Source organism: Legionella taurinensis, assembly GCF_900452865.1.
Lineage (GTDB): Bacteria > Pseudomonadota > Gammaproteobacteria > Legionellales > Legionellaceae > Legionella_C > Legionella_C taurinensis.
Genome location: NZ_UGOZ01000001.1, coordinates 2,772,996 through 2,797,179, shown reverse-complemented (window position 1 = coordinate 2,797,179; position 24,184 = coordinate 2,772,996). Strand labels below are relative to the sequence as shown.

Sequence of the window (24,184 nt, the reverse complement as noted above, 5' to 3'; positions counted from 1 at the left end):
ACCCCTTACGGTTAATCCTTTAACGTTGGATTGTAAAGTTTACGTGTTTTAATGGAAAACCGGCAATTTTTAACCAGTAAATGAACCTTGAGGTTTTCCACGTACACCGCATCGTCTTCCTTGACGGTACTGATATTGGTTTGGCGAATTGACTTGCCGTCAATGATAACAACCATGCCGGAGCCGCGGCATTCGGCTTCCGAACCATTTTTAATGATAAGCGCCGTGTCCTCACCTAATCCCACGCCTAATTGATCCGGATTGATGATGATGGCATGCGCTAAGCGGGCGAAGCGCCCACGTTTAATAAAATGGGTATCGATGATGCAGTTTTGTAGAAAGCCAAGGCCCGAAGAGGTTTTTAAATCACTCTCCATCAGTGCTTCTTCTTCACCGCCTTCGGTGATCATAATGGATGACATCACCATGGCTCCGGCACTGGTGCCCGCCACGATAAAGGTTTTATCCCCGACATAGCGCTCCCTGATTCGGTCAATCAGCGGCGTGCCGCCAAGAATGGTCGCCAGGCGGAATTGATCGCCGCCGGTGAAGAAAATACCGTCAGCCTGCTCGATGCGATCGAGGTAGATTTTTTCCCGGGCCTCCATTTTGTCTTCAATCTGAATGAAGCCTGAGTTTAAGTAGCCAAGGTCGCGAAACGCTTTTTCATAGCGTTGCCTGACTTCCTCCTGATACCGTGAACCCGAGGTAATGACCTCAATTTTTTTATTGCGGGACGCGTTGAACAACTCGCGTAAAATCTCATACCGCTGCAATTCGCCCTGATTCTTCTTGCTTGCGGAGGGAATCTTGTCTCCCATGTCTTCCGCGCCGCCGATGATGAGTAATTTTCCTTTGGCATACATGACCGCTCCTTAAGCCGAGGTATAATCTGCATTCCATTCCTTGTGAAGCGTCTTTAAGTGTGCCGTAGCCGCCAGGACATCCTCAGGAAAATAGACAATAAACGTTCCGGGTTTGGCCCTTGCCAAGGCATGGCTGAGCGCTTGCTTTTCATTGGGAATAACCTGGATGTCCCTAACCAGTTTGGACTCAGCCTCATCAATGCCCTGAACGATTAATTCGGTCAATTCTTCATTGCTTCGTCCACGCCCGTCGCTGTCGTGGCGAATGATGATTTCGTGATACATTTGCGCAGCACAAGACCCCACTTTTTTAATGTCGTCTGTACTCCTGTCGCCGGTGGCGGCGATGATGCCGATTTTTTTTGTGCATTTCAGCTGCTTTAAATACTTCTGCAATTCGATAAACGCCGCCTCATTATGGCAATAATCCAGCATGACCTTAAACTGGTTGAACGAATAGACATTCATTCGCCCCGGAATCATCTCGGGGGTGGGGTAAAAGGTGGTGAGCCAGGCGGCAATGTCCGTTTTTTTGAAATTCATGACCACAGCAGCCAGGGTGGCGGCTAATGCATTTTGTATCATGCAGGATGCCTTGCCGCCGTGGGTTATGGGAATGTCTTCCAGGCTTTGCAGAGTAATAATTTCATCCTGATCACGGATTATCAGCCTGCCTGAATCAATGTAGGCAGCGAGTCCTCCCGCCCGGCAATGCTCATCAATGCGTTGATTGTCCTTGTGCATACTGAACAGGGCAATCTGACAGGTGAGGGATTGTTTCATGGCGAATACCAACTCATCGTCGGCATTGAGCACCGCATACCCTGTCGGTGCTGTACTGCGGGCAACCACTTCCTTGACGCGGGCCATGTCGCTTAGGGTGTGGATGTCATTTTGTCCTAAATGATCAGAGGACACATTGGTAATGATACTGACCTGGCATTGATCAAATCCTAATCCGGCCCGTAAAATACCTCCCCGCGCGCATTCCAGTACAGCAAAATCAACCAGGGGATCGCGTAACACCAGATTGGCGCAAAAAGGGCCGCTGCAGTCGCCAAGGTAAAGGCTATTCTGATTAATGTAAACGGCATCGGTGGTGGTAAAACCGACCTGATGGCCTGCTTCGCGGGCAAAGTGAGCCATCAACCGGACGGTCGTAGTTTTTCCATTGGTTCCGGTTACGGCGACAAGGGGGATTCGCCCCGATTGATTATTGGGAAAGAGCATGTCCAGAATGGGCTTGGCCACGTCAATCGCCTGACCCTGGGTTGGGCGCAGGTGCATTCGTAACCCCGGGCTGGCATTCACTTCCAGTACTGCGCCCTGACCTTCAATCGGTAAACGGATATCCTGTGCCATGATGTCGATACCGCAGACATCGAGCTTCATCAGGCGTGCAATGCGTTCAGCCATAAAGGCATTCGCCGGGTGCACATCGGCTGTGACGTCGGTTGAAGTCCCTCCGGAGCTGATGTTAGCGGCATGTTTTAAACGTAAAACCGTACCCCTTGATAAAACACCGTCTAAATCCAGGTTCTTTTCTTTAAGAATGTCCATCGTCACGTCATCAATGGCGATGGCGGTTAAATAATTCTCATGGGATCGTCCCCGCTCTGGCTGTTGATTGATGGCATCAATGAGTTGCTGAATAGTTGATGTGCCGTCGCCGACAATGGCGGCCGGTGAGCGTTGAGCCACGGCGACCAGTTGATAATTGACTACCAGAAAGCGGTAATCATGACCGTCAATTAAATGTTCAACAATGACTTGGGAAGAAACCTGCTGCGCCAGATTCAACGCGGCGCGTGCCTTTTCCTTCGTTAAGATATGCGTGGTGGCGCCGCGGCCATGATTGCCGTTGAGCGGCTTAATGACACAGGGAAAGCCCACCTTTTTAAGCGCTGCATCCAGTTCAGACAAACCGCTAATGACCACGCCCTGCGGGACAGGAATAAGCTCGGCGGCCAGCATGTTTTTTGTGAGCTCTTTATCGCTGGCGTTATCAACGCCGATAGAACTGGTATCTGAGGTCATTGCAGCGCGGATCTGCTTTTGCTGCCTGCCATGACCCAACTGGATCAGTGATGCGGAATCAAGGCGGCGAAAAGGGATGTTACGCCTTTCGGCTTCAGTGAGGATGGCCTGAGTGCTGGGACCGAGGCTTTCTTCGTCCCTGATTGATCGCAGGCGGCGGATGTCCTCCGCCAGACGCAGGTATTTTTTCTGACAGGCAAGGGTTCTGACCAGTTCAACCGCACGATACGCCGCGTACACGCCGGCCTTTTCAAACACATAGGAAAACACCACATGATAAACACCAGGCTCGGCTGTCGAACGAGTACGGCCAAAACCGCATTCCATACCGGCTAACCATTGCAGTTCAAGTGCTACATGTTCAATAACATGCCCAAGCCAGGTGCCTTCATTGACGCGCTTTAAGAAGCCACCTTGATGATTCTCTGAGCAATAGTGTTCGTGTAAGGAGGGCAGCAATTCGCTTAAGTGTGCATAAAAACCCGGGAGGGTATTTGTGGGTAATCGCTCGTATTCATGCAGATGCAGTTTGATAACAATCAGTCTACAACGGGTATTTGACCAGTAATTAGGGCCACGCAAAACGTTGATACTTAAAATTTCCATCTCCAAATCCTCAAAAATACACTGCGGTTCTTTCAGAAATATATTTTTTTTAAGGCATCATGTTTCCAGGAAAAGTTGTCGGAAATGGGTTGAGCGTAAGAGAATTTGATTTAAAGAATTGACCAGCGATTGAGGTGTGCCGAAGTGAAGAATTTTCTTTGCCCACAACGGAATAATGTAATGGTCATCCCGAATCATCCTGTGATACACATCAAACAAAGGATTTTTTCCGCTGTTGTCACCCGGTTTTATTTCGCTGATCAAGTGGATTAATTGGCGGGTGTTTTTAATAAAAAAAGTATCGAGAAGTGCGTTGTTTTGAATGATTTTCTGTCGCAGCGATTTCACCTTGAAATCCTGATCATCCACTTCGGCAAACAGCAATGAGGGATCGTGCGAATGATACAGCAGCATGGCACCGTCAATTTGCCATTCCAGCAGGATTTGCCAATTAAAATCAACCTGGATATGCGTGTCGCAGTTGTGAATCAGTGAGGGCAATTGAAGGTCGAGGTAGGGCGCTGCCGTTAAAAGGGTTTCGCCCATTGTCCGGGTTTCTTCTTTCAGATTAACAATGGTACAAGGGTAAACTGAACTGTAATGAGCGCGTATGTCTTCGGCTAAAAGAGTAGAAAACTCATCTTCTTTTATGATGAAAATCAATTGATTGGCTAAATGCAGCGGCAGTGAATCCACCGCCTGCCTATACATGGGTTTATCGGCTACCATGATGAGGGGTTTTGGTCGCGTAAATCCTGAGTTTTTGAAACGTAATCCTGATCCAGCCATGGGGATAACGATATTCATGATTCATTCCTTTATCTTGGTCACACGTCTCGAAAACACAGTTTCTGGCGTGCATTCCTTATTAAATATAGGAGTATTTATGAATTAATAAATAGCGGTTTTAATGGAGGATATTAGGGTTTTCCATGGTTTAATTCGGTTGGCATGCAATGGAAAAAATCATAAAAGAGGCAAATGAATTATAAAGGATGTTCCTCTGTTTTCACCTTCACTGTGAGCGTGGATTGTGCCGCCATGAAGTTTAATTAAATTGTTGGCCAGGGCCAGTCCAAGACCAAACCCTTCCTTTTGTTTTATAAATCCCTGGTTGAAAAGCATAAAAATGCTGGATAAAAATTCAGCTTTTATGCCTTTGCCATTATCTGAAACAACAATTTCAGCGTAGCGTTGATTGGGTTGGACGTGCGATTGCAACTGGATTGTGATTTCTCCGCCTTCAGGGGTAAATTTAATGGCATTGGCAAGCAGGTTTGAAAAAACCTGCTTTATCCGTGTCGGATCACAGGAGGCAATCAGGGGCTTTGAACAGGACATGCGGATAGACACGGATTTTTTTTCCGCGGAAGCCCTCATGGAATCAACGGAAAGGTGAATGAGCTGATTCAGATCGGCCGGTTGCATGTCCATGGTAATCTTGCCGAGGATCGTTCCTGAAATGTCCATTAAATCATTAATAATGGTGTTTTGTGTCATGGCGCTGTCTTCAATGGCATTCAAACCAATGGCCAGTTTTTCTTTGGAGATGTGCTTGCTTTTCAATAACTGAGCCCAGGTTAAAATCGCCGTGAGCGGCGAACGCAGTTCATGGGAGAGTGTGGCTAAAAACAAATCTTTGGCGTGGCTGCTCTCTTCTGCCTTGATTTTTTGCGCCTGGAGTATTTCTTCATGTTGCCGATGCTGAATCAGATTGGCGGTTTCATGGGCCAGCAAATCCAAAATTTTAAGCACCTCACGATCAGGGTACCAGTGGCGTTTCCAATAAAGGGCAATGACTCCAAGCAGGCGGCCATAGGCGATGATCGGGATCGCCATCATGCTGCAAATCCCGTTTTTCTGGAGCAAAGCCATTGCGGAGCCATGGTAATTAAATGCAGGATCGTTTATCGAATCAACATGGATGGTTTTGGCTTCCATGACCGCCCTCCTGCAAGGGCTTTGTCCCTCATTGAGGAGCGGTAGGGATTGTCGCATTTCTTTATCAAAACCATGGCTTGAGACGGTATGAAGCGTATGGGAAAGCGGATCATAAAGCTGGATGTTGCCCTTGTCCGCCTGAGTGAATTTCACGAAGGCCCTGATTAAGGTTTGTAACAGGGAGGAAAGGGCATGGCGGTCACGCAGACGCAGGCATATTTTGTGCAGATACGTGAGGTAATCCTTGTCAGGCGATGGACTGGACGGTTGTTCATCGGCAGCAAACTGGCCTGGAGTTTGAGTAATTTTTTTTACCACATATTCATCCATTCAATATCCGGAAAAATTAGATAAAAACAGCCTTTTTTGCTTTTTTAAATTTAAATTTTAAGCACAGAATTTTATATTGTAATTTGGTGCCAGGCAATTATATTATTGATAATTAGTTGAATTAATGATTCATGATAACTAATTGGATTATTTCCCGCCATTGGCATTAGGATGATGAATGATGAATAGGAATGTTCTCCGTGTGTATTTGGTTGAAGATGATGCATCAATCAGCAGGGCGCTTGTCGCTTTGTTTGAATCAGTCAAAATTGAGGTGTGCAGTTTTTCTGATCCGGTTGCTTTTCTTGGGGAATTTGAAAAAGGCACTATCCAAAATGGCTGCATCCTTTTAGACATTCGCCTTCCCAACATGGCCGGCTTGGAACTGTATCAGAAAATGAAAAAGCACACGACGCTGCCTGTCATTTTTATCACAGCTCATGGCGACATTGAAATGGCAGTTAAAGCCATGAAACTTGGCGCATTCGATTTCATTTCCAAACCGTTTAATAATCAGATTCTTCTCCAGGCTGTGCAGCGATCATTTTCCTTAATCCCTTTAGCCAATATCATCAGTCAATTTAAAACCAACTTATTGACATTAACACCCAGAGAAAAAGAAGTGCTGGAATACATTGTTAAAGGTAAAATGAACAAAGAAATCAGTTATGCACTTGACATCGCCCTGTCAACCGTTGAAATTCACCGTTCCAACCTGATGAAAAAATTAAAAATGAAAAATCTCCCGGAATTAATTCATTATTACTTGATGGCCAGGGAAACGGCGGCCAATGAGGCTTTGCTTGAAAAAAAACCGGAGACGTATTAATACTGGCTTTTCACTTGCGCGAAGCTAAAATTGATTTAACCGCATGGATTTTTTCAAAGGCATAGGGCTTTATGAACCCAATCAAGGATGTCTTGGCCTATCTTAAAGCGCATAAGCTGGTTTTAACCACGGCCGAATCCTGTACGGCCGGAAGAATCATTCATCTGCTTTCGAAAATCTCAGGCAGCGGCACCTGCCTGGATGCGGGTTATGTGGTTTATTCTGAGGCCGCCAAGAAGCGGTTATTGGGCGTAAAGCAAAAAACCATTGATCGCTATGGCTTGACCAGCGAGGAAGTGGCGCACGAGATGGCATTGGGGGCGCTCAAGCAAAGCGCGGCAAACGTTGTTGTCGCCACCACGGGCGTGGCAGGACCTGGAACCATGGATGGCATCCGTCAGGGGACCATTTGTTTTGCCTGGGGGTTTATGGTGGATAAAACCCCGGTTATCTATTCACAAACCCGGCATTTTCCTGGAAATCGCAGCGGAGTGCAAACGCGGGGGGCAGAATATGCTCTGGTGCATATTCCCCCGTTTCATCAGCGCTGCCTTCAGGAACGCTCCTCCTGATGGGATTGCCGCTTGTGAAACAGTTTAAGCATTGCCTCGTTAAACTGCGGAATATCATCCGGCTTCCTACTGGTCAAAATAAGATCATCACACACCACGGCTTTATCCACCCAATGGGCGCCGGCATTGATTAAATCGGCTTTAATGGAGGGCCAGGACGTCACCTGATGGCCTTTTACCACATCCGCATCAATGAGTAACCAGGGCCCATGGCAAATGGCTGCGATGGGTTTATGCTGCCTGTGCATGTCACTGACAAGGGACACGGCTTCGGGAAACAGGCGCAGCCTGTCAGGATTGGCTACCCCGCCAGGCAGCAATAAGGCATCAAATTCGTCTGCCCTGGCTTCGTTCAAGGGGATATCGACAGTAAACCTATCCCCTTTTTCCAGGTGATTGAATCCTTGCAGGGCGTCCTTTTCAGGAGAGATCAAAAACGTTTCCGCACCGGCTTCTTCAAGGGCATGCCGTGGTTTAACCAGTTCCACTTGTTCAAACCCATTGGCCACCAGAATAGCGACTTTAAGACCATTGAGGTTTTCCATGTCTTTCTCCGTTTATCTCTGTGATTTAATTATAGACAATCGGTAAAATGTCTTATTAATTAATGCCTTGTGAAGACGGTGCCGGCTTGCTTTAACGGGCAGTCTACTAGGCAATGAACAGACCCCACGATAATTGATTAAAACTAGGTTTAGACGTTTAATAGTGCCTCTCAGGCAAAAAGAGGGGAGAGTCATGGCAAAACTGTATTTTTATTATTCGGCAATGAATGCCGGCAAGAGCACGGTGCTGCTCCAGTCAAGCCATAACTATCAGGAGAAAGGTATGCAGACCCTGCTGCTGATGCCAGCTCTTGATAATCGTTACCAATACGGGACAATCACCTCACGCATCGGCTTGTCCGAACCCGCCTATGCCTTTCATCCCCAAGACAACCTGTACACGCATGTTCTGAAAAGCCGGGCGGAAAAGCCCTATGCCTGTGTACTGATTGACGAGGCGCAGTTTTTAACGAGGGAACAGGTCTATCAACTGACGGAGATTACCGACCAACTGTCCATTCCAGTGCTGACCTACGGGTTACGTACGGATTTTCGCGGCGAACTGTTCACGGGCAGTCAATACCTGCTTGCCTGGGCGGATGAATTGATCGAAATTAAAACCATCTGTCACTGCGGCCGTAAAGCGACGATGAATCGACGAATCAATGCGGCCGGTGAAGTGATTGCTGAAGGCGAGCAATTGTTTATCGGCGGCAACGAAAGTTATGTTTCCACCTGTCGACGCCATTTTAAAAGCCGTCAAACGGCTTCTGAAACTCAACCCGTGCCATAAAATTGTTCAATAACGATACCTTTTCGCATTATTTTTTGATACAATAACGCGCAACTTTCGCGCGCCGTATTAAGGAGTAACATTGTCTGATTCAGCGACGGTGAATTCGGGGGTCGTTTTGCCTCGTGGTGGCCTGATGGCTTGGCTTGTATGCCTGTCAGCCGGTTTGTTTTTCTTTTATGAGTTTTTCCAGCTCAATATTTTTGATGTCATCAATCAGCCCCTGCGCGACGATTTTCATCTGGATGCGACGCAGCTTAGCTGGATGTCAAGTTCCTACCTCTGGGCCGATATTCTTTTTCTACTGCCTGCCGGAATCATTCTTGATCGTTATTCCATCCGTCGGGTTATTCTTTCCGCCATGTTTGTTTGTGTGATTGGTACGGTTGGCTTTGCCATGACCGATTCCTTTTTACTGGCGTCGTTTTTTCACTTTTTATCCGGCATTGGCAATGCGTTTTGTTTCCTGTCCTGTGTTGTTTTAGTTTCCCATTGGTTTCCACCGCGCCGTCAGGCGTTGGTTATCGGCAGCCTGGTAACCATGGCTTTTATTGGCGGCATGATGGCTCACACCCCCTTTGCCCACCTGAATGAAAGTTACGGCTGGCGCAATTCATTGCTTATCGACGGCGCGGCCGGCGCCTTGCTGCTGGTGTGGATTTACATCATTGTCAAAGACAGCCCCCATGCAACGCGGCTTGAGCGCAAAATCCAAACCCAGGCTGTGCTGCCCGGTTTTGTTAAGGCCCTGCGCAATCGCCAGAACTGGCTTTCCGGTTTATACACGTCCCTGCTCAATCTTCCCATCATGGTTCTCTGTGCCTTATGGGGCGCAAGCTACCTGCAGGTTGTCCATCGCCTGCCGGAGATGGCTGCCAGTAACGTGGTCAGTCTGATTTTCATTGGCAGCATTATCGGCTGCCCGTTGGTGGGCTGGTTGTCTGACAGCCAGGGCCGCCGTAAGCCCTTGATGATTTTGGGTGCCTTGGCGACGTTATTCACGGTTGTCCCCTTGTTCCTGGATGTGGCTCTTTCACAAACCCAGTTAAGCCTTCTCTTTTTTGCCCTGGGGTTGTTTACCAGCACCCAGGTCATTAGCTACCCTCTGATTGCGGAAAGCAATGATCCGGACAATACCGGCTCAGCAACGGGTGTGGCGTCTACTTTGATTATGGGTGGGGGCGGCGTCGGTCAGGTGTTGTTTGGCTGGCTGATGCAGCATCATGCCGGCACGGCGGCCCAACAGTATACCGTGGCTGATTTTCAATTCGCGATGTGGATGTTCCCGTTGACGGTGATCGCTGCGTTGATAGCGGTATTGTTAATCCGTGAAACTTACTGCAAACGTTAGGACAGAGGAGTTTTTTATGCAGATGGTCGGTGAGTATAGGGAAGAAACCAAAGCGTCACTTCGTATTTTACCCTGGGTGGTTTGTTTTAGCGCGTCGCTTTTTTTCTTTTATGAGTTCATTCAAGGCAATATGTTTGCATCCATTGCCGACAACATCATGCACGACTTTCAGATTCAGGCAGATAAAATGGCGTATCTGTCCAGTATCTATTACCTGTCCAATGTTCTTTTCCTCTTTGTCGCCGGTATGGTGCTTGACAAATACTCCAATAAAAAAACCATCCTGTTCGCCATGTTCCTGTGTGTCGTCAGCACGTTTATTCTGGCTCACGCGCAATCGTTTTATTTAGCCCTGCTGTGTCGGTTCATCACCGGCATTGGCAGTGCCTTCTGTTTCCTTGGACCTATCCGGATTGCCTCACGCTGGTTTCCCCCGCGCCGGATGGCGATGATTACCGGTGCGGTAGTAACCATGGCCATGACCGGCGGCATGCTGTCGCAATACCCGCTCACCAAACTGGTCGCACAGGTCGGCTGGCGTGACGCCTTAATTCAGGTTGGTTGGCTCGGCACCGCCATGCTCATCTTTATGTGTTTCGGTATTGTTGAGAAAAAACAGACGGTCACGGGCGACTCTAAGAAAATTGACGTCAAAACCATCATCCGCAAAGCTTATCTGAATTCCCAGAATCTGCGTGCCGCGCTGTATACCAGCCTCATGAACATGGCGATTGCTGTGTTTGGCGCCATGATGGGCTCCTTGTACCTCATGCAGCGTCTGGACATCAGTAAGGAAGAGGCCTCGCTGGTCAACACCATGCTGTTCCTTGGTGCTATTTTCGGCGGCCCTGTGATTGGCTGGATCTCTGATAAACTGGCGCTTCGTATCATGCCCATGAAAATCGGGGTCCTCGCGTCATTGGCCACGGTATTGGTTATTTTATTTGTTCCCGTGTCTTTGCCTGTCATGAAAGTGTTGTTTTTCCTCCTTGGCTTTTTTACGGCGGCACAAGTGATAAGTTATGCGCTGGTGGCAGAAAGCAGTTCGCCGCTGATGACGGCGACGGCCGTGAGCGTTATTTCCATCCTGACCCAGGGCGGTTACATTGTTTACCAAAATGTTTTCAGCCAACTGCTGATGCACCATGGCGAGATGCGGATGGTGCAGGGTGTGCCCGTTTATTCACTGGGCGATTATCAATACGCAGCCTTGATGTTGCCAGTCGGTTTAATTATTGCTTTACTGGCATTAACAGGTTTGCGTGAAACGCATGGTCGTCACATTGAGGGGTAAGCCGGATGCCGGGACGTGTATGTATACTTTTATTGGATTCCCTGGGGATTGGGGCAAGCCTGGATGCTCAACGCTACGGCGATGAGGGTGCCAATACCTTTGCTCACATCCACGAAGCCTGTGCAGAGGGCCAGGCTGACAAACCTGGCGTGCGTCAGGGCCCATTGACGCTTCCTAACCTGACCGCCGCTGGGCTTTACCATGCCGCTATGGCCAGTTCGGCTGCCAGCAGTTTTTCGCTGGAAGGTCTTGCCGATCCCATTGGCTATTACGGCTATGCCGTGGAGCAAAGCCTCGGTAAAGACACGCCAAGCGGGCATTGGGAATTGGCTGGCGTCCCGGTGACCTTCGAATGGGGGTATTTCCCGGATACGGTTCCCTGTTTTCCTGAAAAGCTGATTGCCGAGTTGGTTCGTGAAGCGAAACTGCCGGGCGTATTAGGACAAAAGCATGCCTCCGGTACTGTCATCATTGACGAACTGGGGGAAGAACACATTAAAACAGGCAAACCCATTGTTTACACGTCGGCAGACAGTGTCTTTCAGATTGCCGCACATGAAACGCATTTTGGTCTTGAACGCTTGTACGATCTCTGTGAAATTGCTCGCCGTCTGGTCGATGAGTATCAAATCGGACGGGTGATTGCCCGCCCCTTTATCGGGCAGCCTAATCATTTTTCGCGCACTGGCAATCGCCGTGATTATGCCACTTTACCGCCCGCGCCCACGTTGCTCGATGAGTTGAAAAAAAGAGGCCGGGAAGTCATTGCCATTGGCAAAACCGCCGATATCTTTGCCCATCAGGGCATGACCCACACCATCAAGGCCGATGGGAATATGGCGCTGTTTGATGCCACGCTCGACGCGATGAAATCCGCACCGGCAGGCAGTCTGGTGTTTACCAATTTTGTTGATTTCGATTCGTCCTATGGTCACCGCCGCGACACGGCGGGTTATGCGCATGCGCTGGAGCAATTTGATGCCAGGCTCCCCGAGCTGCAGGCCATACTAAATGACGACGATGTGATTGTCATTGCTGCGGATCATGGGTGTGACCCGACTTTCCCGGGTTCGGATCATACCCGGGAGCATATCCCCGTTCTCCTGTTTGGGCCTAAAACACCAAGCCGCTTTATCGGCCGGCGTGACAGTTTTGCGGATGTGGGCCAGAGTCTTGCCCGCTACCTTGACATAGAGCCCTTGTTTCACGGGGTTTCTTTTCTCTGATGGGCTATCCGGTTGCTTTCCTCGAGTTTTGCGCTACTGTGGAGCACAAGCCGACGTCGCTGCGTAAAAATGTCCTTTATATTTTATGGCGCAGCAACAAGCCGCTTAAGGCTTACGATATCGTCGAGCAATTGTTGCAGTTTAACGCCAATGCCAAGCCGCCGGCTGTTTACAGGGTGTTGGATTATTTTGTCGCCTTAGGTCTGGTCCACAAGATCGAATCCATTCAATCCTACTCCCTATGCCAGGAGCATGAAAAAAAACACCATTGTGAATTATTAATGGTATGTAACCAATGCCATACGGTCGCGGAAGTGTATGATGCGGATTTGCATGCCCTGATAAAACAGTTAGGTCTCAAACAGCAATTTGCCCTGCAGGAAGACAGTATTGAAATCAAGGGACTATGTGAACCCTGTCAGCAGCAACAGCGGACCCATCGTTTAAAAAAAGCATAAAAAAGTCAATAATGGCTATTGAATTTCTCACGTAATGCCCCCACATAAGCTGTTTCAGTGTGCATGAGGAATTATCTTGGAACAATACCGTGGAACAACCATCCTGTCAGTGAGGCGGGGAAACAAGGTCGTGATCGGCGGAGACGGACAGGTCACTATGGGCAACACCGTGATGAAAGGCAATGCCAAGAAGGTTCGACGTCTCTATAAAGACAAAGTCATTGCCGGTTTTGCCGGTGGTACCGCGGATGCGTTCACCCTGTTTGAACGATTTGAACGCAAACTGGAAATGCACCAGGGGCATCTGGTACGTGCGGCTGTCGAGTTGGCCAAAGATTGGCGTACCGATAAAATTCTGCGTCGTCTCGAAGCGCTGCTGGCGGTGGCTGATAGAAAGGCCTCCTTGATCATTACCGGTAACGGCGATGTCATTGAACCCGAAGGCGAAGGCGGCTTGATTGCCATTGGTTCCGGCGGCCCATTTGCCCAGTCTGCGGCCCGCGCTCTTTTGGAAAATACCAAATTGCCGGCGGTGGACATCGTCCGCAAAGCCCTGGCAATTGCCGGCGATATTTGTATCTACACCAACCATAATTTAACCATCGAAGAATTGGATAGCGACAGTGAATAATGCAATGATGACTCCTCGGGAGATTGTGCAAGAGTTGGATAAGCACATTATTGGGCAGGATCAGGCGAAACGGGCAGTTGCCATTGCGCTGCGTAATCGTTGGCGGCGTATGAAGATTGCCGACTCGGCCTTACGCAGTGAGATCATGCCGAAAAACATTTTAATGATTGGACCGACCGGGGTGGGTAAAACTGAAATTGCCCGCCGCCTGGCCAAACTGGCACAAGCGCCGTTCATCAAAGTGGAAGCCACCAAGTTTACTGAAGTGGGGTATGTTGGCCGCGATGTGGATTCCATCATCCGGGATTTGGCGGACATTGCCATTAAGCAGGAACGTGAACTGGCAATGAAAAAGGTGGAAAACCTGGCCGAGGAGGCTGCGGAGGATCGAGTACTCGATGCCTTGCTGCCGCCAGCGCGCGGGAGCCTGGTTCCCAGTGAGAAAGAAAGTTCGACCCGCCAGATATTCCGCAAGCAATTGCGCGAAGGGACGTTGAACGACAATGAAATTGAAATTGAAATCGCTGCTTCACCCGTCGGCGTGGAAATTATGGCCCCGCCTGGCATGGAAGAAATGACCAGTCAATTGCAGGCGATGTTCCAGCAGGTCGGCAGCGGCCGCACCAAAACACGTAAAATGACCATTGCCAAAGCGATGAAAATTATTCGTGAAGAAGAGGCCTCAAAACTCATCAATGAGGAAGACATCAAAACGCGGGCCATTGAAAAAGTGGAACAGCACGGGATTGTATTCATCGATGAGCTTGATAAAGTGGCCCGGCGGGCAGAGCACGGCGGTGGTGGGGATGTGTCTCGGGAAGGGGTGCAACGGGATTTGTTGCCCCTGGTGGAAGGCACGACGGTTTCGACCAAATACGGCATGATCAAGTCTGATCATATCCTGTTCATTGCCTCCGGTGCTTTCCATGTTGCCAAGCCGTCTGATTTAATTGCTGAATTGCAGGGCCGTTTACCGATTCGTGTGGAATTGGCTGCACTCAGTGTTGAGGATTTTGTCCGCATTCTGACAGAACCCAGTTGCTCATTAACGCAACAATACACGTCCCTGATGGAAACGGAAGGATTGACATTGACCTTTGATGCCTCGGGCATCAAGCGCATTGCCGAAGTGGCCTGGCAAGTGAATGAGCGCACCGAAAACATTGGGGCCCGTCGCCTTTACACCGTCATGGAGCGTTTGCTGGAAGTGGTTTCCTTCGAAGCCACCGACAAAGCCGGCGAATCCGTGCACGTGGATTTGGCCTATGTCAATGAACATCTTGGTAAATTGGTCGCTGATGACGATTTGACGCGTTATATTCTATAAAAACGCTTCCGCGTGAAGCGGAAGCGTGTCCCACTATAACTTACAGGTCGACGAAGGATCGCCTGAGTCGGCCATGTAATTCACGGTAAATGCTGCCGCTGTCAGCGCTGCAGCACCAAAGAATAAAAACGAACACTGCCTGTTTCGTTTCTGACGTTCCAACTGCTGTTTGCGTTCATTCTCCTCTCGGGCTTTTTCCCGGCTGCTCTGTTCAGTGATTTCCGTTCTCATGGTGTTGACCAGGCTGGGTACATCATCCACATCGAGCATGGGTTGGGCAGCAAGATTCTCCATGATTGCGAAAACCTCGCCGGCCTGGGCTTTAGTCTCGTCAATGAGGTCCTGGGAGGCGCCGGTGTCATTGGCAGAAAAATGCTCAATACAGGTTTGCAGCGGCAGGGTTATCTCCAGAGGAGAGTGGGACGGTTTGATAATCTGTTGATACACAAGAGAAAAGCTTAATCGACAAAAGAGCGACGCTTCGGAGGGGGCATTTTTTAACTGATAGTCAAAATCGACCAGCAGTTGCAAAATCTGCTCGATTACAGGGTAGGGGGCATCAATAGCCGCATACTCAATATGGAAATGGGGGTATTCATTATGCGCATTGAGACTGTGGCTAAAATGGGGATCATGCGCATGGATATTATCTTCACCAAACAGCGAATCATGGCCATCGAGCACCTCCGCGGGAGGCAAAACCTGAGCAAAGGAAAATGTGGGGCACTGACTGCCATCCGCGTGGCCACTGCATTTTAGCAATAGACTAATGAGCCCTTCCATAAAGTAGCTGTTGATGGACTGTTGTTTTTCGGTTTCACCGCGTTGATGAAAAAGTGTAAACGTCAGTGTGCGAGCATCGTAGACAAACTCCACTTTCCTTAAAAAGGAGCTTTCGCTGAAGTCAATGATGGCGCGTGTACCTGTGTGTTTATGGTAAATCGTGGTTAATTTCATGAAGGACCTCCCGGAAGTCATTAAATGGATCAATGCCTTGTGTAACGCAAGTTTACATTTGTGTTAAGAAAGAACATAATGGGGCAATTTATAGCGACTATGGTGCATTATGATTGCCATCATTGAATCTTTCAATGCCGGATTGTTAAATAAGAAACATTGGTTGTCCAATGTTATCGCAGGAATAATTGTCGGCGTGGTCGCCCTGCCTTTATCGATGGCGTTTGCCATTGCTTCCGGCACGAAGCCTGAGCAGGGTATCTACACGGCCATTGTTGCGGGTTTAATTGTTTCCCTTTTCGGCGGCAGTCGTCTGCAGATTGCCGGTCCAACCGGGGCGTTCATTGCCATCTTAGTAGGCATTACTGCCAAATACGGCATTGATGGCCTGCAAATTGCGACCATGATGGCGGGTTGCATGCTGTTACTCATGGGCCTTGGCCGTTTGGGGACAGTCATTAAATTCATTCCCGACCCGGTGATTGTCGGTTTTACTTCAGGAATTGCTGTGGTAATTTGGGTAGGGCAATGGAAAGACTTTTTTGGTTTACCGAGTGTAACCGGTTCCCATTTTCACGAAAAACTGTGGCATTTGCTGCAAGTCTTACCGCAAATGCACTGGGCTACCACGGGCCTTGCTGTTTTTGCCCTCGTACTGGTGATGTTCTCCTATCAATTGCCGGGTTTAAAGCGAGTTCCAGGGCCGTTGGTCGCGTTGCTGGCGATTACCCTGCTGCAGGCGATTTTTCATTTTAAAGGGGTAGCAACCATCGGCTCACAATTTGGTGGTATCCCACGAGGATTGCCCGCTTTTCATTGGCCTGAAATCAGTGTCGATCGGGTGTTGGAATTGATGGGTCCAGCCTTTGCCATTGCCATGCTCGGAGCCATCGAATCCCTGCTCTCCGCGGTGGTGGCCGATGGCATGGCTGGAACACGTCATGACTCCAATCAGGAGTTGGTTGGTCAGGGGTTGGCCAATATTGCAGCGCCCCTTTTCGGCGGATTTGCAGCAACTGGCGCAATTGCCCGCACAGCCACCAATATTCGTAACGGCGCCAATAGCCCTTTAGCCGGTATTATCCATGTCATTACCCTGGTGTTGGTCCTTATTTTCTTAGCACCGCTGGCTGTTCATATTCCCTTGGCCGTATTAGCGGCTATTTTATTCATGGTGGCCTGGAATATGAGCGAGGCCAGGCATTTTATAACCATTCTTCGTAAAGCGCCGCGTGCGGATGTGGTTATTCTGCTGGTTACTTTTTCTCTGACGGTGTTTGTCGATCTGGTTGTGGCGGTCAATATTGGTGTTATTCTGGCGGTCCTGCATTTTTTAAGGCGCATGGCAGCGAGCGTCGAAGTGGAGCAAATCCCGCATGAACAACTGCAGAATGACTGCGAGGAGAACGGCCTGGCTCATTTGCCTGATGACGTGCTGGTGTATGCGGTGGAAGGGCCATTCTTTTTTGCAGCGGTAGAAAATTTTCAATTGGCTCTGGCCAATACCCACACGGATCCCCGGGTTCTGATTATTCGATTGGGCTGGGTTCCTTTTGTTGACATCACCGCACTCAGGACGTTGGAGGAAGCGATCATCGAACTGCACCATCGCGGCGTGCGGGTTATTCTCGCCGGTGCCAATGCCCGGGTGTACAGTAAGTTGAAAAAGGCGGGCATTATTCAACGCCTTGGCGAGCAAAATAACATGGCCACCTACACCGAGGCATTGCACAGCGCGCGTTAATCACTCCTTAAGGCTAAAAAGCTGCTCAAGATTAAGCGATAAGCGGTTGCTGAGCGCGTCATTGGCTTGAATGAACACGGCCCGCCAGGATTTGGACAGGTTTTGCACATCCTCTGCGGCGGGTAGACGGTAGGGAATCAGTTGGGACAGCGCATACACCGACAGTTTGCTGATGTCCCTGCTGAGCATGAATTGATCATCGGCGGTGCAATGAATTAAATGGGCAGCCGTTAACCGTTCAATGATTTCATCAGCATCGACTGCATAGGGTTGTGCGCTGCTTTCAATCAGTTGTTGCAAGCATAGCCCCTGCCCCTGTTGTTGAGCCAGCCACAATTGCTTAAGCCACAGCAGGACATGAATAAAACCTTGTAGGGGTTCGCCGACCCGTCGGCGATACGTGACGGACAGCGCGTAACAGATCTCTGCCCCGAGCAGGGTAATGAACCACACCCAGTAAACCCAGATGAAAAAAATAGGCACGGTGGCAAAGGCGCCATAAAGCAGCTGGTAAGTATTGTATTGCGTCAGGTAATAGGCAAAGGCCAATTTGGCTGACTCAAAAAGAATGGTTGCCACGATACCGCCGATTAATCCGTGGCTTAATTTAACTGGATGATTAGGAACCACCACGTAAAGAAAGGTAAAGCCAATGAGCGACAACAGGTAGGGAGCTGAGTTAAGTAACAGGGAGGGGGCGGAATTATCACGGATAATCGGTACAGAGATAAGGTAGGAGCTTGCGGCAAGACTTAAGCCCAAAAAAATCGGGGCTAAGGATAAGATAGCCCAGTAAAGCAAAAAAGCGGTTGCTCCATGACGAGGGGTGGTGACATGCCAGATTTTATTCATGGCCCGTTCAATGGTGAACATGACCAATAATGCCGAGATGATCAGAAACACGATACCCCAGGTCGGTAAACGCGAAACCTGGGAAGTAAACAACTGCAGGTAATTTTGAATCATTTTACCGGTGGCTGGGACAAAATTCTGAAAAATAAAATCCTGCGTGGGTTGCACCAGACCCTGAAACACTGGAAAAGATGAAAAAATGGCCAGTCCCACGGTCATCAGCGGGACAACGGCCAGAAGACTGGTAAAGGCCAGCGCCGAGGCGCGGTAGGTGCAATCGTCATTAATAAAATTAATAATGACGAAGCGAGTGAAGGAAAGGAGTTGCCTGATTGTGTTTTTTAGCCAATCCATGTATGAACCATTCCTGGTATCAAGCCGGCTTCGCGTCCAACTCCCCAATGGCCACGTGTTTACGGGCAAGCGAGAAGGTCCAAGCCAGACCAACGAGGTAGATAACCCCTACTATCGCACAATACAGGCCAAAATGGCTATTGTTGTGTTTGGCATAAACCGCACTGGCTGCCTCCACGCCAATGGCTTGCTCACACATGCTCATCATGCTGATCACCGCATAGGCCGTGCCTTTACTGACCGGTGTGGAGAAGAGAATGAAGCGGCTGAGCGGCGCGCAGGCGACCCCAATACCGAATCCATACAGCGTTAATCCCGGCATCAGGTAGATGAAATGCGGGTTAATCATCATCGGCAGCAGCCAGGTCAGAAACATGCCGGCCACCGTAATGGCGGAGCCGCGTAGAATCATTTGCTTGACAGTGCGTTGTTTGGTCAGCTTGCGCAAATACCAGTTACCGAACAGACCGGCGGTGAAAATGGGCAACTGCCACAACGCATAATGAATGACGGTCAAATGCGCGTCAGTGACGATAATGATCGGTGAAATGGCAATCCAGGCAATGCAGGGGATGCCCAATAATCCGGAAGCAAAGGCTCCCATCATGAAGGTCGGGTTAGTCAGCAGCCTGCCATAATTTTTAAACACCACGGTGGGGGTGAACGGAATGCGGGGAATGATTTGCCCGTCGTTTTTCACTGCACCAATGGGTTCGGGCATAAATCGCCACATGCCCCAGAGTGAAATAAGAGCCAGCGCACCGATTAAAATGAAAATGGCCCGCCAACTGAAATAAAGAATAAACGTTGCACCTGCAAGAGGGCCTAGCAAGGGGGCTAACGAGGCGATATTGGTCAATACCGAGGTAATGCGGATAGCGTCCATTTCCGCAAAAATTTCCTGCAGGGTCGCGTAACCAATCACCGTGGTAAAGCAAAGCCCCAGGCCTTCAAAATAACGGGCCAACAAAAATTGTCCGATACTGCCGGAGTGGGCGATAAAAAAAGTAAACACGGTAAAAATCACCACGCCAATCAGCATCACTGAACGCCGCCCATAACTGTCGGAAATAGGCCCGAGGAACAGTTGCAGGCTGGCTCCGCCAAGAATATAAGCTGTCAGCGAGGTGGCAATGGCCGATTCCGGCGCATGAAACGAGGACACCACATGAATCATGCCGGGCATGATCATGTCGTTGGCGATGTAGGTTAAGAATTGGTAAAGGACCAGAAAGGCAGCAAACCAGAGTGCTTGCCTGCGGGTAATATTAATCAACGGTTTGGACATGATGCACCCAGTAGGGGTTAAAAATCGCAGGCCAGTTTACACAAAATGGGGGGGAAAAGCACGGCTCAATTCGATTTATAAGGGCATGGAAATCAAATTCATCGTAATTGTTCAAAAAAGATGCATTCTTGTGATATAATAGTCACCCTGCAACGAAGACTTGATAACCATGCTAGAAAAAATTTTCCCTTTGACCTCGTTGGATGAGCTTAAGAAACGGTACCAGCGCTTAAAAGCGGACACCTTCCTGATGCGTGCGGAGAAACTGGATTGCGTACAGGTGATTTTTGAAGACTTGCTCAACGCGGTACAAAAGCCGGACGGGCTATCCCAAAAACGGTTTGAAGCCATTCTCTATGTTAAGGCTCAGATTTATACGCTTTTAATCAGTGACAAGGTCCTAATTGATTCCCTGCTGGATAAGCTGGAACAGGCGTGTGCTGACAATTTTCATGCCTGCTCCTTAAGCACCGATCACCTCCTGGAAAAGAAATTATGCCCTGGGTATTATCAGACCAAACGCTTTCCCTATGCGCAGGGGACGCAGGAGCTGGAGGAGCACCTTTACTATCCCGTCATTTCACAGGAAATTTTAGACGTTGACTACCCGGAAACGATTTTAACCACTCCGTTGTTGGAGCAACTGCAAAAAAACCGCATTAATTTTCATTCCAGAGTGCCGGGCCGGAAGCGTTTTCTCGAAAGCGATGGCTGGTTACGCTTTTTTGGCATCGTGTCCGATGCGTTCTCAAGCGCCGTCTTGTCAAGAGGCCAGATTTTTATAGAGCCGCCGGAATTTCCGCATACGGTTAGCCGTCTGCACGGCCCCTTTGGTCATGCCCTGCAGGAATATTTAAATTCAAAATTGCTTGAGGGAGGCCATTTGGACATGCCCGACGAGGCGGGCGTGGGCAAAATCACCGCGCTTGACTTATTGAAAGCGGAGGCCTGGCCGCTTAAGGATGTAAAAAAAGGAGAATTTGCCACTTGTCTGTTTGACCTGATGCGTGAGCGCTTGCCCGAGAAGTTACGCCGGTTTCGTGTCGTTCCTAATCAGGCGTTTGCGTTTACCGCTTCTGAGTTTATCACCCAGTATCTCCTGTTGAGCCCGTACCGTTTCCCCTGCCTGTCAAGCATCATGTATTTCGTTTATGCAAAGGGTACAAAAACTTATTTTCAGAGTGTACCGGGTTTCTCGGATCTTAAGCCGGAAGAACAACTGCTGATTATGAATAATTATTGTGATAATGTCGCGCTGGATATGGACGTTGGTGTCTTTATTAAAAAAAATCCAGACTATTTTCGATGCAATAATGGCTCAAGCAAGGATCCTATCTTTTTTAAAGAGGCATCAAAACCGTTTATTTACTCGTCCATGGATGATGATGCCCGTACCATTCGCGCCCGGAAAACCGCGGCAAAGGCCTGCATTGAGCCAGAAAGAAAGCACAGTGCAAGAGCGTTGCATGATGACTCATTATTCTCAGGTTCCCCGCGGATTACAAAAAAGGACGACCGGGAGCAAATGTCACTGATGCCGTTATGATCGGTCTTGACCCTCACGTAACGTGATCCATTACAATGCGCCGTGAGGAGTCAAACATGCGGTATTATCAGATTAAAGAAATCAGCCGCCTCACCTCATTGTCAGTGCGTTCTTTGCAATACTACGATGAGAGGGGCTTGCTTAAGCCCAGCAAGCGTTCGGATGCTGGTTATCGTCTGTATTCGGATGCCGATTTACTGCGATTGCAGCAAATCGTCACACTGAAATACTTAGGCTTTTCTCTCAATGAGATTAAGAAAACGCTGAATGATCCGCAGTTTGATATTCAGAAATCCCTGGTCGTTCAGGCCAGGCTGCTTGCCGAAAAAGCACGGCAGCTGAAAGAGGCGTCGGCTTTGCTGACTTATATCGCAGCACAACGGGAAGCGAAGCAGGCTGTGAACTGGCGAAGTACGGCAGAAATCATTGCAATTCTGGAGTTAAGCAGTATGAACCCTGTGAAGGAACAATATAACCATGCGGCGGATGCGTCCGAGTTAGGCAGAAAATCAGACTACGACGCGTCGTATAATCCACTAAGGCTTTATCCAATCCCCCGTGCGGGCAAACGCCAGGAAATTGGAATTCATCCTGAGCAATTGCCGTTTTATGGTTTCGATTGCTGGAATCATTACGAGGTGTCCTGGTTGAACGAAAAGGGAAAACCCATTGTTGCTATGGCAGAAATCGATTATGATTGCCGCACGCCGATGTTGGTTGAATCCAAGTCACTGAAACTTTATTTTAATTCGTTCAACAATACCCGGTTTAAATCCCTCGCTGAGGTAGTCAACACCATCAAAAACGATCTTGAACAACGTGTTCAGGGGGAAGTGAGAGTCGCTGTGCATCCGCTGGGTTCCGGTATGACGCTACCCCTTTATGAGCATTTTAATGGTGAGTGCATTGATAATCTCGACGTGGAATGCTCAATCTACACGGTCGAACCTTCCTTTTTGACGGTGACAGGCGAATGGGTTGAAGAAACCCTTTATTCTGATTTGTTAAAGTCCAATTGCCTCGTCACTAACCAGCCTGATTGGGGGAGCGTGCAGATTAGCTACAAAGGGCAAAAAATAAACCGTGAAGGGCTGTTGCAATACCTGGTTTCTTTTCGCAACCACAATGAATTCCATGAGCAATGCATCGAACGGATTTTCATTGATATCATGCGGCAGTGTCAGCCTGAGGAGCTGACCGTGTATGGCCGTTACACACGGCGGGGTGGTTTGGACATTAATCCTTACCGCAGTACGAAGCAACCGGTCCGTCAGGGACTGAATTTCAGGCTTCCGCGCCAGTAGCGCTGGGTGGTGGTCTGTCTCAATAACGGAGTTCAGGCAGTAATGAATCAGGAAAAAACATTAATTTCCATGTTGCCCCTTTTTCTGGTGCTTTTTATTGATGGGATGGGGTTGGGATTATTATTTCCTATTCTTAATTCCATTTTGATTGATCCCACCGCTGGTTTTTTACCGTCAGGCACCAGCGAGGCCATGCGCGATTTCTATTATGGTTTAACCATCGGCATTTTCATGATCTGCTGGTTTTTTGGTGCGGCCATCCTGGGTGATTTATCAGACAGTGTCGGTCGTAAAAAATCGTTGATGATTTGCCTGATCGGGGCTTTTCTTGGCTATCTTATGTCAGCCATCGCGGTGGTCTTTCAAAATTACTGGGCCTTGTTGGCCGGGCGTATTATTGCTGGCTTCACGGCCGGCAGCCAGCCCATTGCCCAGGCGGCCATTGTCGATGTCAGTTCGGAGGAGCACAAGGCCCGCAACATTGGTTTGATTCTACTGTCGGTTTCCTTAGGCTTTGTTTTTGGCCCGGTGTTTGGCGGGATTCTATCCGACACACGGCTCGTCAGCTGGTTTAATTTCGCGACGCCCCTTTATTTCGCTTCGTTGATTTCACTGTTCAATGCGATTCTGCTGCAATTCAGCTTTAAAGAAACGTTTACCCGCGCACACGATAAAATCCATATCCGCTGGCATCACGCCATTCATATTTTTATCTCGGCGTTTAAACACCCTGCCATTAATCGTTACTCGCTGGTGTTGCTGGTGATGATTTTTGGCTGGAGTAATTATTTCTCCTTTATTCCACTTTACCTGCTGCAGACGTATCACTACAGTGCCATGCAAAATTCGTTTTTCCTGGCGGTCATGGGCTTAGGCTTCAGTATTGGCTGCGGCTACATCGTGGATTGGTGTACTCTGCGTTTTAATTACGATAAAACGGTGGTGGTTGGATTATTGCTGACGGCGGTGAGTGTGCTGTTTGTTCTGTTTAGTCAGCAGCAATGGGTGGCGTGGGCTGCGACCTTTTTTATCGGCATCAGTCTATCCGTCGCCTACTCGGTGTTATTGACCATTTTTTCTAACCAGGTCTCGGATAACGAACAGGGTTGGGTGATGGGGGTGACGGGGTCGATTATGGCCCTCTGCTTTGGTTTAACCTCGCTGTTCACCGGATTAATCGCGCAGGTAGGGGCGCAGTTACCCATGATGCTGGCGTTTGGTGGCTTGAGCGTCAGCGCCGTGATGCTGTGGTTTTTTAAACGGCCCCATCATGCCCTGGAAAAAACGGACAGACCCAATGTTCACCTGTAAGCCGATTTAAACGAGGAGTGGA

At 48.9% G+C, this 24,184-nt stretch carries 20 protein-coding genes and 2 pseudogenes; 14 read left to right on the top strand and 8 right to left on the bottom strand.

The window, feature by feature from the left end; all coding sequences use genetic code 11:
• Positions 1-11: 11 nt before the first annotated feature.
• The 4 genes from DYE45_RS12815 to DYE45_RS12800 all read right to left on the bottom strand — a co-directional run bounded on the left by DYE45_RS12815 (position 12) and on the right by DYE45_RS12800 (position 5,780).
• On the bottom strand, positions 12-866 hold the full coding sequence (locus tag DYE45_RS12815) for a cyanophycinase (RefSeq protein ID WP_108294983.1): 855 nt from the start codon (positions 864-866) through the stop codon (positions 12-14).
• A gap of 9 nt (positions 867-875) precedes the next feature.
• Positions 876-3,509 (bottom strand): cyanophycin synthetase, encoded by a 2,634-nt coding sequence (cphA, locus tag DYE45_RS12810; RefSeq protein ID WP_115300981.1) that lies wholly within the window; start codon positions 3,507-3,509, stop codon positions 876-878.
• A gap of 57 nt (positions 3,510-3,566) precedes the next feature.
• Positions 3,567-4,316, bottom strand: coding sequence for a glycosyltransferase family protein (locus DYE45_RS12805; RefSeq protein WP_115300980.1), 750 nt, complete (start codon positions 4,314-4,316; stop codon positions 3,567-3,569).
• A 159-nt stretch (positions 4,317-4,475) separates the two neighbouring features.
• The gene (locus DYE45_RS12800; RefSeq protein ID WP_108294977.1) at positions 4,476-5,780 is read right to left on the bottom strand and encodes a GAF domain-containing sensor histidine kinase; all 1,305 of its coding nucleotides are present in this window, start codon (positions 5,778-5,780) and stop codon (positions 4,476-4,478) included.
• Between the two features lie 178 nt (positions 5,781-5,958).
• Between DYE45_RS12800 and DYE45_RS12795 the strand changes: the two genes are divergently transcribed.
• Positions 5,959-6,609, top strand: a complete 651-nt coding sequence (locus DYE45_RS12795) for a response regulator transcription factor (protein WP_115300979.1) — start codon at positions 5,959-5,961, stop codon at positions 6,607-6,609.
• Positions 6,610-6,680: 71 nt separating this feature from the next.
• Positions 6,681-7,181 (top strand): CinA family protein, encoded by a 501-nt coding sequence (locus DYE45_RS12790; RefSeq protein ID WP_108294973.1) that lies wholly within the window; start codon positions 6,681-6,683, stop codon positions 7,179-7,181.
• On the opposite strand, the gene DYE45_RS12785 is transcribed toward DYE45_RS12790, so the two are convergent.
• Positions 7,163-7,726, bottom strand: coding sequence for a type 1 glutamine amidotransferase domain-containing protein (locus DYE45_RS12785; RefSeq protein WP_115300978.1), 564 nt, complete (start codon positions 7,724-7,726; stop codon positions 7,163-7,165). The two genes, DYE45_RS12790 and DYE45_RS12785, sit on opposite strands and share 19 nt — an antisense overlap.
• A 193-nt stretch (positions 7,727-7,919) precedes the next feature.
• Here DYE45_RS12785 and DYE45_RS12780 point away from each other — a divergent pair.
• From DYE45_RS12780 to hslU, 7 genes and pseudogenes are all read left to right on the top strand, one after another.
• Positions 7,920-8,566 (top strand): annotated as a pseudogene (locus DYE45_RS12780) (thymidine kinase).
• Positions 8,567-8,601: 35 nt separating this feature from the next.
• Positions 8,602-9,870, top strand: a complete 1,269-nt coding sequence (locus DYE45_RS12775; protein WP_165481716.1) for an MFS transporter — start codon at positions 8,602-8,604, stop codon at positions 9,868-9,870.
• A gap of 16 nt (positions 9,871-9,886) precedes the next feature.
• Positions 9,887-11,164 (top strand): MFS transporter, encoded by a 1,278-nt coding sequence (locus tag DYE45_RS12770; protein ID WP_108294967.1) that lies wholly within the window; start codon positions 9,887-9,889, stop codon positions 11,162-11,164.
• Positions 11,165-11,169: 5 nt separating this feature from the next.
• Positions 11,170-12,390 carry a phosphopentomutase gene (locus DYE45_RS12765; protein ID WP_108294965.1) on the top strand — a complete coding sequence of 407 codons (1,221 nt, stop codon included), beginning with the start codon at positions 11,170-11,172 and terminating at the stop codon, positions 12,388-12,390.
• On the top strand, positions 12,390-12,848 hold the full coding sequence (locus DYE45_RS12760) for a Fur family transcriptional regulator (protein WP_108294963.1): 459 nt from the start codon (positions 12,390-12,392) through the stop codon (positions 12,846-12,848). Before DYE45_RS12765 ends, DYE45_RS12760 begins: the two co-directional genes overlap by 1 nt.
• Positions 12,849-12,924: 76 nt before the next feature.
• Positions 12,925-13,479: an ATP-dependent protease subunit HslV gene (gene hslV, locus DYE45_RS12755; protein WP_108294961.1), complete on the top strand. Its 555-nt coding sequence runs from the start codon at positions 12,925-12,927 to the stop codon at positions 13,477-13,479.
• 4 nt (positions 13,480-13,483) lie between these two features.
• Positions 13,484-14,806 carry an ATP-dependent protease ATPase subunit HslU gene (hslU, locus tag DYE45_RS12750; protein WP_242602733.1) on the top strand — a complete coding sequence of 441 codons (1,323 nt, stop codon included), beginning with the start codon at positions 13,484-13,486 and terminating at the stop codon, positions 14,804-14,806.
• A 33-nt stretch (positions 14,807-14,839) separates the two neighbouring features.
• Here hslU and DYE45_RS12745 read toward each other — a convergent pair whose 3' ends face one another.
• The gene (locus DYE45_RS12745) at positions 14,840-15,763 is read right to left on the bottom strand and encodes a hypothetical protein (RefSeq protein WP_115300977.1); all 924 of its coding nucleotides are present in this window, start codon (positions 15,761-15,763) and stop codon (positions 14,840-14,842) included.
• A gap of 109 nt (positions 15,764-15,872) precedes the next feature.
• Between DYE45_RS12745 and DYE45_RS12740 the strand changes: the two genes are divergently transcribed.
• Positions 15,873-17,507, top strand: coding sequence for a SulP family inorganic anion transporter (locus tag DYE45_RS12740; protein ID WP_108294955.1), 1,635 nt, complete (start codon positions 15,873-15,875; stop codon positions 17,505-17,507).
• On the opposite strand, the gene DYE45_RS12735 is transcribed toward DYE45_RS12740, so the two are convergent.
• Positions 17,508-18,713, bottom strand: a complete 1,206-nt coding sequence (locus tag DYE45_RS12735) for a YihY family inner membrane protein (protein ID WP_108294953.1) — start codon at positions 18,711-18,713, stop codon at positions 17,508-17,510.
• A 19-nt stretch (positions 18,714-18,732) separates the two neighbouring features.
• A complete protein-coding gene (locus tag DYE45_RS12730; protein WP_108294951.1) occupies positions 18,733-20,001 on the bottom strand; it encodes an MdfA family multidrug efflux MFS transporter in 1,269 nt (422 codons plus the stop codon).
• Between the two features lie 169 nt (positions 20,002-20,170).
• Here DYE45_RS12730 and DYE45_RS12725 point away from each other — a divergent pair, with 169 nt between their 5' ends.
• The 4 genes and pseudogenes from DYE45_RS12725 to DYE45_RS12715 all read left to right on the top strand — a co-directional run bounded on the left by DYE45_RS12725 (position 20,171) and on the right by DYE45_RS12715 (position 24,162).
• A complete protein-coding gene (locus tag DYE45_RS12725) occupies positions 20,171-21,547 on the top strand; it encodes a hypothetical protein (RefSeq protein ID WP_108294949.1) in 1,377 nt (458 codons plus the stop codon).
• Positions 21,548-21,582: 35 nt separating this feature from the next.
• Positions 21,583-21,756 (top strand): annotated as a pseudogene (locus DYE45_RS15020) (MerR family transcriptional regulator); the annotation flags it as partial.
• Between the two features lie 240 nt (positions 21,757-21,996).
• Positions 21,997-22,851: an NADPH-dependent 7-cyano-7-deazaguanine reductase QueF gene (queF, locus tag DYE45_RS12720; protein ID WP_308810084.1), complete on the top strand. Its 855-nt coding sequence runs from the start codon at positions 21,997-21,999 to the stop codon at positions 22,849-22,851.
• Between the two features lie 42 nt (positions 22,852-22,893).
• The gene (locus tag DYE45_RS12715; RefSeq protein ID WP_108294945.1) at positions 22,894-24,162 is read left to right on the top strand and encodes an MFS transporter; all 1,269 of its coding nucleotides are present in this window, start codon (positions 22,894-22,896) and stop codon (positions 24,160-24,162) included.
• Positions 24,163-24,184: the final 22 nt, after the last annotated feature.